Source organism: Pseudomonas rubra (assembly GCF_028656935.1).
In the GTDB taxonomy this organism is placed as follows: domain Bacteria; phylum Pseudomonadota; class Gammaproteobacteria; order Pseudomonadales; family Pseudomonadaceae; genus Aquipseudomonas; species Aquipseudomonas rubra.
This window is the reverse complement of sequence record NZ_JAMDGZ010000010.1, coordinates 126,983-142,530: the sequence shown is the minus strand read 5'-3', so window position 1 is coordinate 142,530 and position 15,548 is coordinate 126,983. Positions and strand designations below refer to the sequence as shown.

Genomic DNA, 15,548 nt, shown 5'->3' with positions numbered 1-15,548 from the left:
TGATAGATATGTCTGGGGGGAATCCGACTATCACCGTCGGATTTGGTCAAAATTTGTGCTATATTCCGCGCCCGCGATTTTTCATCGATTAGCCACCGGTCACTGACATGCAAGCAGCCAAACCACTTTTCGACTATCCCAAGTACTGGGCCGAATGCTTCGGGCCAGCGCCGTTCCTGCCAATGAGCAGGGAGGAGATGGATCAGCTCGGCTGGGATTCCTGCGACATCATCATCGTGACCGGTGATGCCTACGTCGACCATCCGTCGTTTGGCATGGCCATTATCGGCCGTCTGCTGGAAGCCCAGGGGTTTCGCGTGGGCATCATTGCCCAGCCGAACTGGCAGTCCAAAGATGACTTCATGAAGCTCGGCGAGCCGAACCTGTTCTTCGGCGTCGCGGCCGGCAACATGGACTCGATGATCAACCGCTACACCGCCGACAAGAAGATCCGCTCCGACGACGCCTATACCCCGGGCGGCCTGGCCGGCAAGCGTCCGGACCGCGCCAGCCTGGTCTACAGCCAGCGTTGCAAGGAAGCCTACAAGCATGTGCCGATCGTCCTCGGCGGCATCGAAGCCTCCCTGCGCCGTATCGCTCACTACGACTACTGGCAGGACAAGGTCCGTCATTCGATCCTGATCGACGCCTGCGCCGACATCCTGTTGTACGGCAACGCCGAGCGGGCCATTGTCGAGGTAGCCCAGCGCCTGTCGTTCGGCGAGTCGATCGAGAGCATCACCGACATTCGCGGCACGGCTTTTGTGCGCCGTGACACGCCGCAAGGCTGGTATGAGGTCGACTCGACCCGTATCGACCGTCCGGGCAAGATCGACAAGATCATCAACCCGTACGTCAACACCCAGGACACCCAAGCCTGCGCCATCGAGCAGGAGAAGGGCGAGGTCGAAGACCCGAACGAAGCCAAGGTCGTGCAGATCCTTGCCAGCCCGCGCATGACCCGTGACAAGACGGTCATCCGCCTGCCATCGTTCGAGAAGGTCCGTAACGACCCGGTGCTTTATGCTCACGCCAACCGCGTGCTGCACCTGGAGACCAACCCAGGTAACGCCCGCGCCTTGGTGCAGAAGCATGGCGAAGTAGACGTCTGGTTCAATGCGCCACCCATTCCGATGACCACTGAAGAAATGGACTACGTGTTCGGCATGCCCTATGCGCGCATCCCGCACCCGGCGTATGGCAAGGAGAAAATCCCTGCCTACGACATGATCCGCTTCTCGGTGAACATCATGCGCGGCTGCTTCGGCGGCTGCACCTTCTGCTCGATCACCGAGCACGAAGGGCGCATCATCCAGAACCGTTCGCACGAGTCGATCATTCGCGAGATCGAAGAGATTCGTGACAAGGTTCCCGGTTTTACCGGGGTCATCTCCGACCTTGGTGGCCCGACCGCAAACATGTACCGCATCGCCTGCAAGAGCCCCGAGATCGAATCGGCGTGCCGCAAGCCATCGTGCGTGTTCCCGGGCATCTGCCCGAACCTCAACACCGACCACTCGGCATTGATCAAGCTGTACCGCAGCGCCCGTGACCTGCCGGGAGTGAAGAAGATCCTGATTGCCTCGGGCCTGCGTTACGACCTGGCGGTAGAGTCGCCGGAGTACGTCAAGGAGCTGGTGACCCACCACGTCGGTGGCTACCTGAAGATTGCCCCGGAGCACACCGAGGAAGGCCCGCTGAATCAGATGATGAAGCCGGGCATCGGTAGCTATGACCGCTTCAAGCGCATGTTCGAGAAGTACTCGAAAGAGGCGGGCAAGGAGCAGTACCTGATCCCGTACTTCATCGCCGCGCACCCGGGCACCACCGACGAAGACATGATGAACCTGGCCCTGTGGCTCAAGGGCAACGGTTTTCGTGCCGACCAGGTGCAGGCCTTCTACCCCTCGCCAATGGCCTCGGCCACGGCCATGTACCACTCGGGCAAGAACCCGCTGCGCAAGGTCACCTACAAGAGCGACCCGGTCACCATCGTCAAGAGCGAGGCGCAGCGCCGCCTGCACAAAGCTTTCTTGCGTTACCACGATCCAAAAGGCTGGCCGATGCTGCGTGAAGCCCTGGAGCGCATGGGCCGTGCCGACCTGATCGGCCCGGGCAAGAACCAACTGATCCCGCTGCACCAGCCAGCGACCGACAGCTACCAGAGCGCCCGGCGCAAGAACTCGACGCCCGCCGGCAGCCACAAGGTGGCCAAAGAGCAGAAGATCCTGACCCAGCACACTGGCCTGCCGCCACGCGCAAGCGACGGCGCCAAGCCCTGGGACAAGCGTGAACAGGCCAAGGCTGCCGCCTTTGCCCGCAACCAGCAGGCAGCCAAGGAGCGTAAGGAAGCAGCCAAGGGCGGCAAGGGCAAAAAGCCCGTACGCCCGCCTGCGGTGCCGCGCTAACACTGAAACGCCAGCCTTCGGGCTGGCGTTTTTGTTTGCGTCGCTGGCAAAGCCTCAAATCTGTGCAAGGCTTGCACGGCGGCCTCGCTACGGTGCGCTTTTGCTGCGACTGTGCGGGCTGCATGCGGGGAACCGCAGGCCTGGGCCCATGGCACAAGTCTTGCGCGGTTCCCCTACCGCCCAGGCTCGCAGGAGGCCCGCCGTGTCGATTCATGTCGCCTTGCACCATGTCACCGAGTACCGCTACGACCGTGCGGTTGAACTGGGCCCGCAAATCGTGCGCCTGCGCCCGGCTGCTCACAGCCGTACGCGGATTCTCTCCTATGGGCTGAAGGTGCAGCCGGCCGGGCACTTCATCAATTGGCAGCAGGATCCGCAGGGCAATTACCTGGCGCGGCTGGTGTTCCCAGAGAAAGCCGACAGCCTGCGCGTGGAAGTCGACCTGGTCGCCGAGATGGCCGTGTTCAACCCATTCGACTTCTTCCTCGAACCCTATGCCGAGCAGATCCCCTTCAGTTATGGCCGTGACGAACGCCATGAGCTGATGCCTTATCTGGAACAGCTGCCGTTGACCCCGAAGTTCGCCAGCTACCTGCACGGCATCGAGCGCAAGCCGCAAGCCAGCGTCGACTTCCTGGTTGCCCTCAACCAGCGTCTGAGCGAAGACATCAGCTACCTGATCCGCCTCGAACCCGGCGTGCAAACCCCGGAACAGACCCTGGAGCTGGGCTCGGGCTCCTGCCGCGACTCGGCCTGGCTGCTGGTACAGCTGTTGCGCCATCTGGGGTTGGCGGCACGCTTCGTCTCGGGCTACCTGATTCAGCTGAGCGCCGACATCAAGTCGCTGGACGGCCCGTCCGGTACCGAAGAAGACTTCACCGACTTGCATGCCTGGTGCGAGGTGTACCTGCCAGGGGCGGGCTGGATCGGCCTGGACGCCACCTCCGGGCTGTTTGCCGGCGAAGGCCATATCCCATTGGCCTGTAGCCCCGATCCGACGTCGGCCGCGCCGATCAGCGGTCTGGTCGAACCCTGCGCGTGCATCTTGCAACATGAAATGAGGGTCGAGCGCTTGTGGGAATCGCCACGGGTGACACTGCCCTACAGCGATGAGCAGTGGCAGGCCATCGTCGCCCTCGGGCGCCAGGTCGATAGCGACCTGAAAGCTGCGGATGTACGCCTGACCATGGGTGGCGAGCCGACCTTCGTTGCCGTCGACGACCCTGACGGCGCCGAGTGGAACACCGCCGCCTTGGGGGCGAGCAAGCGGCGCCTGGCGGCTGAGCTGTTCCAGCGCCTGTATAAACATTACGCGCCCCAAGGCCTGGTGCACTTCGGCCAGGGCAAGTGGTACCCGGGCGAGCAGTTGCCGCGCTGGTCGCTCAACTGCTTCTGGCGTCGCGACGCAGTACCGCTGTGGAGCAACCCTGCATTGCTGGCCGATGAAAAGGACGACCTCGGCGCCGACAGCGACATGGCTGGGCGCTTTTTGGCCAGTGTCGCCGAGCGGCTGAAGCTGGCGCCGCGCTATGTCTTCGCCGCTTATGAAGACCAGCTCTATTACCTGTGGCGCGAGGGCGGCCTGCCGTCCAATGTGCGCCCCGACGATACGCGCCTGAACGACGAGATGGAGCGCGAGAGGCTGCGCAAGGTGTTCACCCAGGGCCTGGACAAGGTCATTGGCCAGGTGCTGCCGCTGGCCCGCAGCGCCGACGAACAACGCTGGCAGAGTGGGCGTTGGTACCTGCGTGACGAGCATTGCCGCCTGGTGCCTGGTGATTCAGCGCTGGGCTATCGCTTGCCGCTGGCGGCGCAGCCCTGGGTCAAGGCCGCTGAATACCCCTACGTGCATCCAGCCGATCCCAACCAGGCATTTGGCGACTTGCCTGGCCGTGATGAGCTGCTCAAGGCCAGTGCCGGGCAGGCGGTCGATGAGCAGGAACGTGCTGCCCCCGGAGTCGATGCCTCGGCGCACTGGCTGACCCTTACTGCGCTGTGCGCCGAGCCGCGCGAGGGCCGTTTGTACCTGTTCATGCCGCCGTTGTCGCGGCTAGAGGACTATCTTGAACTGGTCGCGGTGATCGAGGCGACTGCGGCCGAGCTGCATTGCCCGGTTATCCTCGAAGGCTACGAGCCGCCGGCCGACCCGCGTCTGGCCAATTTCAAGGTCACCCCCGACCCGGGCGTCATTGAGGTCAACGTACAGCCTTCGGCCACTTGGGACGAACTGGTGGAGCGCACTGAATTTCTTTACGAACAGGCGCGCCTGACGCGCTTGAGCAGCGAAAAGTTCATGATCGACGGCCGTCACACCGGCACTGGCGGTGGCAATCATTTTGTCCTCGGCGGTGCCACGCCGGCCGACTCACCCTTCCTGCGCCGCCCGGACCTTCTGCGCAGCCTGATCAGCTACTGGCATAACCATCCATCGTTGTCTTACCTGTTTTCCGGCCTGTTCATCGGTCCGACGTCCCAGGCGCCACGGGTGGATGAAGCACGTAACGACGCGCTCTATGAACTGGAGATCGCCTTCGCCCAGATGCCCGCACCTGATGAGGAGTGCCCGCCGTGGTTGGTCGACCGGCTGCTGCGCAACCTGCTGATCGATGTCACCGGCAATACCCACCGCGCCGAGTTCTGCATCGACAAGCTGTACTCCCCCGACGGTCCGACCGGGCGCTTGGGCTTGTTGGAATTGCGCGCGTTCGAGATGCCGCCCCATGCGCGCATGAGCCTGGTCCAGCAACTGCTGCTGCGCGCCCTGGTCGCGCGTTTCTGGCGTGAGCCCTACGCACCCAAGCGCTTGGCCCGTTGGGGTACCGAGCTGCACGACCGTTTCATGCTGCCGCACTTTATCGAGCAGGACTTTGCCGATGTGCTGGTTGAGCTCAATGCCGCAGGCTACCCGTTGCGTGCCGAGTGGTTTGCCGCGCACCTGGAGTTTCGTTTTCCAAAGGTCGGTGATTATGCCGTCAACGGTATCGGGCTGGAGCTGCGCCAGGCTCTGGAGCCCTGGCATGTCCTGGGCGAGGAGGGCAGTGGCGCAGCGACCGTGCGCTATGTTGATTCGTCGCTGGAGCGCCTGCAGGTCAAGGTCAGCGGCCTGCCGCCGGAACGCTACCAACTGACCTGCAATGGTCGTGCACTACCCTTGCAACCCACCGGCCGGGTCGGCGAGTTCGTCGCCGCCGTGCGCTATCGCGCCTGGCAGCCGGCCAATTGCTTGCAGCCGACCATCGCGGTGCAGGCACCGCTGGTGTTCGACCTGCTCGACACCTGGATGGGCCGTTCGCTGGGCGGTTGCCAGTACCATGTGGCGCATCCCGGTGGGCGCAATTACGACACCCTGCCGGTTAATGCCAACGAGGCCCAGAGCCGGCGACAGGCGCGCTTCTTCCGCCTCGGTCATAGCCCAGGCGTGCTACAGATTCCTGTGCCGCAGGTGAATCCGGAACTGCCCTTTACCCTGGATTTGCGCCGCAGCTGAGCGCTACTCTGAACTGACCTGTGGCCTTCGAGCATTGTCATGCCTGACCTGTTTGATGTTTACCCGCTCAGTGCGGGGACCTATCACGAGATGCTCGCAGGCCAGGGCGCTGTGCGCGAGCATTGGCAGCCGTTGTGCGCCTACCTGCAGCGCAGCGGGGCGGCGCAATTGGCCCAGCGCCAGGCCTCGTTGACCCGCCAGTTGCGCGAGAACGGTGTGACTTACAACATTTACGCCGACCCCAAGGGCGCCGACCGGCCCTGGGAGCTGGATCTGTTACCGCATGTGCTGCCCGCTGCGCAATGGCAGCAACTGGCGGCCGGGGTTGCACAGCGGGCGCGCCTGCTCAATGCACTACTGGCCGATATCTACGGGCCGCAGCAATTGATCAGTGAGGGCCTGCTGCCGGCCGAGCTGGTCTATGGCCATAACAATTTCCTCTGGCCCTGCCAAGGCATTGCCCCGCCCGAAGGGACCTACCTGCATGTCTATGCGGTGGATCTTGCCCGCGCGCCAGATGGTCGCTGGTGGGTCACGGCCGACCGCACCCAGGCGCCGTCGGGTGCCGGCTACGCGCTGGAGAACCGCACCATTGTCTCGCGGGCGCTGCCTGAGCTGTACCGTGACTTGCAGGTGCAGCACCTGGCCGGTTTCTTCCGCACCCTGCAGCAAACCCTGGCGCGCCTGGCGCCCAGCGACAAAGATGCACCGCTGGTGGTTTTGCTGACCCCGGGGCGGTTCAACGAGAGCTATTTCGAACATCTGTACCTGGCCCGGCAGCTAGGTTACCCACTGGTCGAGGGCAGTGACCTGACCGTGCGCGATGCCACCGTCTATCTCAAGACCTTGAGCGGTCTGCGCCGGGTACACGCGATCATGCGCCGTCTGGACGACGATTTCTGCGATCCGCTGGAGCTGCGCACGGATTCGGCCCTGGGCGTGCCCGGTTTGCTCGACGCCGTGCGCCAGGGCCGGGTGCTGGTGGCCAATGCGCTGGGCAGCGGGGTGCTGGAGTCGCCGGGCCTGCTGGGCTTTTTACCGGCGATCAACCAGCGCTTGTTCGCTGAAGAATTGAGCCTGCCGTCCATCGCCACCTGGTGGTGCGGTGAGCCAGCGGTGATGGCCCGGGCGCTGGAGCAGTTGCCCAAACTGCTGGTGAAGCCAGCATTCCCCTCGCAAAGTTTCAGCCCGGTATTTGGTCGCGATCTCGACCCGGCTCAGCGTCAGGCGTTGGCCGAGCGCATCCAGGCGCGACCCTATGCCTACGTGGCCCAGGAGCTGGCGCAGCTGTCCCAGGCACCGGTATGGCAGGCCGAGCACGGCCAATTGCAGGCGCGGCCCATCGGTATGCGCGTATATGCCGTGGCGTCGGCTGAGGGCTATCGCATCTTGCCCGGTGGCTTGACCCGGGTCGCGGCCCAGGCCGATGCAGAAGTGGTGTCGATGCAGCGCGGTGGTGCCAGCAAGGACACCTGGGTGCTCGGTGAGGCCGCGCCACAAGGCGAGCAATGGCGCGCCCAGCGCAGCATCGGCGTGGCCGAACTGATCCGCCAGGACCCTTACCTGCCATCGCGGGTGGTAGAAAACCTGTTCTGGTTCGGGCGCTACTGCGAGCGTTGTGATACCAGTGCGCGGCTGCTGCGGATCATCCTCACCCGCTACCTGGATGGCGATGATCCGCTGGCCTTGCAGGCTGCGGTGGAGCTGGCCGATGAACTGTCGCTGCTGCCGGAGGAAGGTGAATTGCCCGAGCGCCTGCAGGTGGCACTGGACGATGCCGACTGGGCCTTTAGCCTGCGCGCCAACCTGCAGCGCCTGCAGTGGGCGGCCTCGCAAGTGCGCGGCAAGCTCTCGCGGGAAAACTGGCAGGCGTTGCTTGAACTGCAACGCGAAGCGCAGAGCCTGGAAGACGCCGAGGCTGATTTTGGCGAACGGGTGGATTTTCTCAACCGCCTGGTGATGTCGCTGGCGGCGCTGTCCGGTTTTGCCCTGGACGACATGACCCGCGACGAGGGCTGGCGCTTCTTGATGATTGGCCGGCGCATCGAACGCCTGCAGTCATTGTGCAGCAGCCTGGCGGCGTTTTTGCGCGGGCCGGCGGTGCACGACCAGGCGGGGCTTGAGTGGTTGCTGGAACTGGGCAACAGCAGCATCACCTACCGTTCGCGCTACCTGGCCGTCGCGCAATTGATCCCGGTGCTCGACCTGCTGTTGCTCGACGAACAGAACCCCCATGCCGTGCTGTTCCAGCTCAAGTTGCTGGTGCGTGCCAACCAGCGCTTGAGCGAGGAGTTCGACAGCCCGCGCGACCCGGCTCTGGCCCTGCTGGCCGAGCAGTTGCGACTGTTCGACTTGCGCAGCCTGGAAGACCCCTTGTTCGGCAGCGCCAGTATCCAGGCTGTGCTGTCCGGGCTTGCTGACCTGCTGCAAGCGATCGTCCTGGCCAGTGGCGAGCTTTCCGAGCGCCTGGTCCTGCGCCATTTCGCTCACGTCGATGATGTCAGCCAACAGACGGTATCGCTGTGATGAGTGCCCATTATCAGATCATTCACGACACCCATTACCGCTACGACAGCCCGGTATCCCTGGCCCAGCAGCTGGCGCACCTGTGGCCACGGCCCTGCGCCTGGCAACGCTGCGAAACCCAGGCCCTGCAGGTCAGCCCGGCACCCAGCCAGCGCCGTGACGAGTGGGATGTGTTTGGCAACCCACTGACCCGCCTGGCCTTCGAGCGCCCGCATGAACAGTTGCAGGTGGTGGCGCGTGTGCAGATCGAAGTACTGCAACGGGCCGCGCCAGACTTTGCTACCTCACCCGCCTGGGAGTGGGTGCGTGATGCCTTGACTTATTCCGGTAAGCCGCTGACGAGTGAGTACCTGCAAGCGTGCCGTTTTTGTTTCGAGTCGCCGTATGTGCGGCTCAAGCAGCGCTTCGTGGCGTTCAGCGAGTCCTGTTTCGAGCCCGGACGGCCACTGCTCGAAGGTGTGCAGGCATTGATGGAGAAGATCTTCAACGAATTCACCTTCGACGCTGATGCGACTCAGGTCGCCACGCCGCTGGTGGAGGTGCTGGAGCGCCGACGTGGCGTGTGCCAGGACTTCGCCCACCTGATGCTCGCCTGCCTGCGGTCGCGTGGCCTGGCGGCGCGCTATGTCAGCGGCTACCTGTTGACCCGGCCGCCACCCGGCCAGCCGCGGTTGATCGGTGCCGATGCCTCGCACGCCTGGATGTCGGTGTTCTGCCCGGGGCAGGGCTGGATCGACTTCGACCCCACCAACAACCTGCGCCCGGCGCTTGAACACATCACCTTGGCCTGGGGCCGGGACTTTTGCGATGTGTCGCCGTTGCGCGGGGTGATCCTGGGCGGCGGCAGCCATGACCCGCAGGTGCAGGTCACGGTGACGCCGCTGGATGAGGCCGCTGCCTTGTAGGAGCGGGCTTGCCCCGCGAGGAGGTGGGTCAGTCAGGCTTCTTGTCGACCCACTTGGGCAGTACCGGGGCCTCGAAGTTGTCCATGGCGTCGAGCAGCTCGGCGGGCGAATCGGCCAGCTGTAGCATGGCGCGGTGTTGCGGGCGCACGAAGCCTTCTTCCACCACATGGTCGAGAAAGCTGCCCAGCTTGCTGTAGAAACCGTTGACGTCGAGCAGGCCCAGGGGCTTTGCGTGGTAGCCCAACTGCCCCCAGGTCCAGACTTCGAACAGCTCTTCCAGGGTCCCCAGGCCACCCGGCAGGGCGACGAAGGCGTCACTCAGTTCGGCCATGCGCGCCTTGCGCGCGTGCATGCCGTCGACCACTTCCAGGCGAGTCAGGCCAGTGTGGCCGATTTCGGCATTCTTCAGGGCTTCAGGGATGATACCGATCACTTCGCCACCGGCAGCCATGGCCGCATCGGCAACGATGCCCATCAGGCCCACGGCGCCACCGCCATAGACCAGAGTCAGGCCGCGCTCGGCGATGCTCCGGCCGAGGCTGATGGCGGCTTCGCGATAGGCGGGGTTGACGCCGGTGCTGGCGCCACAGAACACACAAATGGAACGTACGGGCATTGCTTCTCTCCGGTTACAAGCGCACACAGAGTAAGGCGCACGGCCCGCGCTTCCAAGTTCATAATTCCGGCGGCCGCTTCACTCCGGGCGCGCGAACTCGCACGAGGCACCCGCCGCGCCGCAGGCATAAGCCGCCAGAAAACTGTTGATCATGCTACCCAGGGACATAGCCGTTGACTCCTGAATGAGAGGTTGTCTCATCCTCGCCCAAAGGTGCATGATGGGCACTTAGATTTCCTGTATACAATCCATAGAACAAATTTACTGTCTGGCTCTTCGGCCAGTGCTTGACCCACATCATGGGCCGGCCTTGCGGTTTCGGGCAGTCTGCAAACTGATAAAACCCTGCCATGGAGATTCACGATGTTTGCCAAAGTTGTCGCAGTATCCTTGCTGACCCTCGCCAGCACTCAGGTATTCGCCGCTGAGTGCAAGGCGACGATCGACTCCACCGACCAGATGTCCTTCAACACCAAGGCCATCGAAATCGACAAGAGCTGCAAGACATTCACCGTCGAGCTGACCCACTCCGGTTCGTTGCCGAAGAACGTCATGGGCCACAACCTGGTCATCAGCAAAGAAGCTGACATGCAGCCGATCGCCACCGACGGTCTGACTGCCGGCATCGACAAAAACTATGTGAAAGACGGTGACGAGCGCGTGATCGCCCACACCAAGATCATTGGCGCCAAGGAAACTGACTCGGTGACCTTCGATGTGTCCAAACTCAAGGCGGACGAGAAGTACGGCTTCTTCTGCTCGTTCCCTGGCCACATCTCGATGATGAAAGGCACTGTTACGCTGAAGTAATTCAGGTAACCAATTGCGGGGCAAGCCCGCTCCCACACAGTGCTGATCCTGTGGGAGCGGGCTTGCCCCGCGATGCTTTCAAGGCGCGAACGGCATCTCGCGCTTGTGCTGGGTCTTGCGGTAGGTGGCGCTGATGATGTCGAACGCTTCCTGGCTTACCGGCTCACCCTGCAGGAACGCATCGATCTGCGCATAGCTCACGCCGTGTGACGCTTCGTCCGGCTTGCCCGGCGCCAGGTCCTCCAGGTCCGCGGTCGGGACCTTCTCCACCAGTGACTCCGGCGCGCCAAAGCTGCGTGCGATAGCCCGTACCTGGTTCTTCACCAAGCCACTGAGCGGCGCCAGGTCGCAGGAACCATCACCAAATTTGGTAAAGAAGCCCATCACTGCTTCAGCGGCGTGGTCGGTGCCGATCACCAGGCCCTGGCGGGCGCCGGCGATGGTGTACTGGGCGACCATGCGCATGCGCGCCTTGGTGTTGCCGACGACGAAGTCGACCAGCGTCGGCGAGCCACTCTCCAGGGCCTTGACCTCGCCCGCCAGGGCGCGCACGGCCGGGGCGATGTCGACGGTGTGCACTTCGTTGGCCTTGATCACCTCCAGGCAAGCCTGGGCATCGTGTTCGTCGTGCTGCACCTGGTAGGGCAGGCGCACGGCAATGAAGCGGTACTGCTGATCACCGGTTTCACTGCGCAATTCGTTGATCGCCCGTTGCGCCATCAGCGCTGCGGTCAGCGAATCGACGCCGCCACTGATGCCCAGCACCAGAGTCTTGAGCCGTGCGTTGCTCAGGCAGGTCTTGATGAAGGCCACGCGCCGGTTCACTTCGGCTTCGAGCGCGACGCTGTCGGCGAACGGCGGCTGGACCTTGAGCGCTTGGGCAATCTCTCGCTGGACGGCTTGCATGAATTACTCCTTGGACACTTTGAAGACGTGGCGCAGGTAGGCGACGAAGTTCTCGTCGCGGCATTGGGTCTTGGCTGCCTCATCGGAAATCTTGGCGACGGGCTGGCCGTTACAGTCGGTCATTTTAAGCACGATGCTCATCGGCGCCACCCCGGGCAGGTCGCAAGTGAGGTTGGTGCCGATGCCGAAACTGACGTTGATCCGCCCGCGCAGGGCACGGAAGATCTCCAGCGACTTGGTCAGGTTCAGGCCGTCGGAGAACACCAGGGTCTTGGTCATCGGATCGATCCCCAGCTTGCGGTAGTGATCGATGGCCTTTTCCGCCCACTGCACCGGATCGCCCGAGTCATGGCGCAGGCCGTCGAACAGCTTGGCAAAGTACAGGTCGAAATCGTTCAGGAAGGCATCCATCGTGATGCAATCGGTCAGGGCGATGCCAAGCAGCCCGCGGTATTCGCGGACCCAGCAGTCCAGCGCGGCGATCTGGCTGTCGATCAGCCGCGGCCCCAGTTGCTGGTGGGCCATGATCCATTCGTGGGCCATGGTCCCCAGGGGCTTGATATCCAGTTTCCGTGCCAGGTGCACGTTGCTGGTGCCGACGAAGCGCGCCGGGAAGTCGTCCTTGAGTACCCGCACCACTTCTTCCTGAACCTTGTAGGAGAAGCGCCGACGGGTGCCGAAGTCGGCGACCTGCAGCTCGGCCAGCTCCTCGCTGCTGGCATTGGCCTTGAGCCAGTCGAACTTGCGGTACAGCTGGTCGCGGGCATCACTGAGTTTGGCCTGGGGATGGCGATGGCGGTTGCGCACTTCGCTGATGATCGCAAGCAAAGGCACTTCAAACAGGATCACGTGCAGCCAGGGCCCGCGCAGGCGCAGGTACAGCTGGTCGTTCTCGATCCCTAGTTGCAGGTAGCGCAGGTTGAAGCGGAACAGTCCGAGAAAGCGCAAAAAGTCCGGCTTCATGAAGCTGATCTGTTCCAGGAAGCCCAGCTGGCCATTACCCAGACTCAGTTCGCACAACTGCTCGATCTGTTGGCGGATCTGCGCAAGATACGGACGCAGGTCTTCACCGTTACGGCAGCGAAACTCCCATTCAACGTCGACGTTGGGGTAGTTGTGCAGCACGGCCTGCATCATGGTCAGCTTGTAAAAATCGGTGTCGAGCAGGTTCTGCACGATGCGATCGGCAAATGCACTCTCGCTCATAGGGGGCTCCAAAGGGGGCGCGCGCCATCACCGCCAGCGACGGCGCACAGACCTGCGCATTGTGCCAGCCTTTGCCTTGATCAGGGCAGGCCGGGGCCGGGGTAATTCGGTAGCAGGCTACAGGTAGCGGCGCTTTTAGCGGTCAGCGGCTAGCCTGTAGTTGTGCCCGCTGTAGCAGTCGCGCACCAAGGATGTGCAGTTCGGTTACGCATCTTGTTACAGGCTGGTTGCACGTAACCACAACCCAGGGTTGCAATGATGGCACTTCGTGGTTGCTCTTTTTTGCAGAATCGAGTGGCGCTTGCCGTGAGGCAGACGGTTGCACGACCCGTAAAAAAAGGCCGCGAATCCGCGCTGCGCAACTTGTTCACGAGTTTTTCCAGAATAAAAAACCACTGGCACGGCCCTTGCTCAGAGCAATTGCTGAAAGTTGTAGTGCCAACCAAAAAAAACTCCAGGAGCACCACCTCATGTCGCAGACGTTTTACAAGAAAGGCTTTCTGGCCCTCGCCGTGGCTACGGCGCTGGGCGTTTCTTCGTATGTTCAGGCCGACATCAAGATCGGTGTAGCAGGCCCGATGACCGGTCCTAGCGCAGCGTTTGGCGAGCAGTACATGAAAGGTGCGCAGGCAGCGGCTGATGCGATCAACGCCGCAGGTGGGATCAATGGTGAGCAGATCGTGCTGGTCAAAGGCGATGATGCCTGCGAGCCGAAACAGGCCGTAGCGGTAGCCAATCGCCTGGTCGACCAGGAAAAGGTCGCCGGGGTGGTCGGGCACTTCTGCTCGTCTAACACCATTCCTGCTTCAGAGGTCTATGACGAAGCTGGGGTCATTGCTATCACTCCAGGCTCGACCAACCCACAAGTCACCGAGCGTGGCCTGAGCGCCATGTTCCGCATGTGCGGGCGTGATGACCAGCAGGGCATCGTCGCCGGCGACTACATCGTCGATGTGCTCAAGGGCAAGAAGGTCGTGGTGCTGCACGACAAGGACACCTACGGCCAGGGTCTGGCGGACGCCACCAAGGCGCAATTGACCAAACGTGGGGTGACGCCGGTGCTGTATGAAGGCCTGACCCGTGGCGAGAAGGACTTCAGCGCCGTGGTCACCAAGATCCGCGCTGCCGGTGCCGACGTGGTCTATTTCGGTGGCCTGCATCCGGAAGCCGGCCCGCTGGTCCGTCAACTGCGTGAGAATGGTCTGAAAGACGTCAAGTTCATGTCTGATGACGGCATCGTCACCGACGAACTGGTGACCACTGCCGGTGGCGCACAGTACGTCGATGGCGTGTACATGACCTTCGGCGCCGACCCGCGCCTGCTGCCTGACAGCAAGACGGTGGTGGATGCCTTCCGCAAGACCGGCTATGAACCTGAGGGCTACACCCTGTACGCCTATGCATCACTTCAGGCCCTGGCCGCAGGCTTCAACGGCGCCAAGTCAAACAAAGGCGAGGATGCCGCCAAGTGGCTCAAGGCCAACCCGGTGAAAACCGTGATGGGCGAGAAGACCTGGGACAGCAAGGGCGACCTGAAAGTCTCCGACTACGTGGTCTACCAGTGGGACAAGGACGGCAAGTATCACCAACTGGAAAAACAAAAATAACAAAGGTAGGCGACCTGGGCTTTTGCCCGGGTCGCTACCCGGTTTTGCGCCGTACCTGTCTTTTCTCGTAGATCTGCACAACCCTGCGCTGCGAGGGCCGCTTCATCCGGGGCTCACCGTAGTCGGCGCTTGTGCAATCTCAAATACGTGAGATTGCGTTATGGATGGTATTTTCCTGCAGCAACTGGTCAACGGTCTGACCCTCGGGTCGGTCTATGGCTTGATCGCCATCGGCTACACAATGGTCTATGGCATCATCGGCATGATCAACTTCGCGCACGGCGAGGTGTATATGATTTCCGCGTATCTGGCGGCAATCAGCCTGGCATTGCTGGCGTATTTCGGTATCGAATCCTTCCCCTTGCTGATGCTCGGGACGCTGATCTTCACGGTGGTGGTCACCGGTGTCTACGGCTGGACCATCGAACGTATCGCTTACAAACCCCTGCGTAACTCCACACGGCTGGCCCCCTTGATCAGTGCCATCGGCATCTCGCTGATCCTGCAGAACTACGCACAGATCAGCCAGGGCGCACGCCAGCAAGGCGTTCCGACCCTGCTCGAAGGCGCCTGGCGCATGGAAGTGGGCACCGGCTTCGTCCAGCTGACCTACACCAAGATCTTCATCCTGGTGGCAGCCTTCGTTGGCATGGCTGCGCTGACCTACATCATCAAGTTCACCAAACTTGGGCGCATGTGTCGGGCCACCCAGCAGGATCGCAAAATGGCCTCGATCCTCGGTATCAACACCGACCGGGTGATCTCCTATGTGTTTGTCATCGGTGCAGTGATGGCAGCCCTGGCCGGCGTGCTGATCACCATGAACTACGGCACCTTCGACTTCTATGCCGGTTTCATCATCGGCATCAAGGCGTTCACCGCCGCAGTCCTCGGTGGTATCGGCTCATTACCGGGCGCCATGCTCGGCGGGATCATCCTCGGCATTTCCGAGTCGTTGTTCTCCGGGCTGATCAACTCCGACTACAAAGACGTGTTCAGTTTCTCGCTGCTGGTGCTGATCCTGATCTTCCGTCCCCAAGGCCTGCTGGGTCGCCCACTCGTGGCGAAGGTGTAAGT

At 62.4% G+C, this 15,548-nt stretch carries 10 protein-coding genes; 7 read left to right on the top strand and 3 right to left on the bottom strand.

The annotated features are described in order from the left end of the window. Positions 1-107 precede the first annotated feature (107 nt). From M5G17_RS04780 to M5G17_RS04765, 4 genes are all read left to right on the top strand, one after another. On the top strand, positions 108-2,408 hold the full coding sequence (locus M5G17_RS04780) for a YgiQ family radical SAM protein (RefSeq protein ID WP_273891883.1): 2,301 nt from the start codon (positions 108-110) through the stop codon (positions 2,406-2,408). Positions 2,409-2,610: 202 nt separating this feature from the next. Continuing rightward, positions 2,611-5,895 (top strand): transglutaminase family protein, encoded by a 3,285-nt coding sequence (locus M5G17_RS04775; RefSeq protein ID WP_273891882.1) that lies wholly within the window; start codon positions 2,611-2,613, stop codon positions 5,893-5,895. A 39-nt stretch (positions 5,896-5,934) separates the two neighbouring features. Next, positions 5,935-8,421, top strand: a complete 2,487-nt coding sequence (locus tag M5G17_RS04770) for a circularly permuted type 2 ATP-grasp protein (protein ID WP_273891881.1) — start codon at positions 5,935-5,937, stop codon at positions 8,419-8,421. Next, positions 8,421-9,326, top strand: coding sequence for a transglutaminase family protein (locus M5G17_RS04765; RefSeq protein ID WP_273891880.1), 906 nt, complete (start codon positions 8,421-8,423; stop codon positions 9,324-9,326). The genes M5G17_RS04770 and M5G17_RS04765 overlap by 1 nt, the downstream gene beginning before the upstream one ends. Positions 9,327-9,354: 28 nt before the next feature. Here the strand turns inward: M5G17_RS04765 and M5G17_RS04760 are convergent, their stop codons facing one another. Beyond that, complete coding sequence (locus tag M5G17_RS04760) at positions 9,355-9,942, bottom strand: LOG family protein (RefSeq protein ID WP_273891879.1); 588 nt, start codon at positions 9,940-9,942, stop codon at positions 9,355-9,357. A gap of 363 nt (positions 9,943-10,305) precedes the next feature. Here M5G17_RS04760 and azu point away from each other — a divergent pair, with 363 nt between their 5' ends. After that, positions 10,306-10,752, top strand: a complete 447-nt coding sequence (gene azu / locus M5G17_RS04755) for an azurin (RefSeq protein ID WP_273891878.1) — start codon at positions 10,306-10,308, stop codon at positions 10,750-10,752. 78 nt (positions 10,753-10,830) lie between these two features. Here azu and nadE read toward each other — a convergent pair whose 3' ends face one another. Together nadE and pncB are read right to left on the bottom strand one after the other, a co-directional pair. Further along, on the bottom strand, positions 10,831-11,658 hold the full coding sequence (nadE, locus tag M5G17_RS04750) for an ammonia-dependent NAD(+) synthetase (protein ID WP_273891877.1): 828 nt from the start codon (positions 11,656-11,658) through the stop codon (positions 10,831-10,833). Between the two features lie 3 nt (positions 11,659-11,661). Beyond that, complete coding sequence (pncB, locus tag M5G17_RS04745; protein WP_273891876.1) at positions 11,662-12,864, bottom strand: nicotinate phosphoribosyltransferase; 1,203 nt, start codon at positions 12,862-12,864, stop codon at positions 11,662-11,664. Positions 12,865-13,334: 470 nt separating this feature from the next. On the opposite strand from pncB, the gene M5G17_RS04740 reads away from it, so the two are divergent. Together M5G17_RS04740 and M5G17_RS04735 are read left to right on the top strand one after the other, a co-directional pair. Beyond that, entirely contained in the window at positions 13,335-14,471 is a 1,137-nt protein-coding gene (locus M5G17_RS04740; RefSeq protein WP_273891875.1) for an ABC transporter substrate-binding protein, read from the top strand. Between the two features lie 160 nt (positions 14,472-14,631). Beyond that, a complete protein-coding gene (locus tag M5G17_RS04735; protein WP_130262887.1) occupies positions 14,632-15,546 on the top strand; it encodes an ABC transporter permease subunit in 915 nt (304 codons plus the stop codon). Positions 15,547-15,548: the final 2 nt, after the last annotated feature.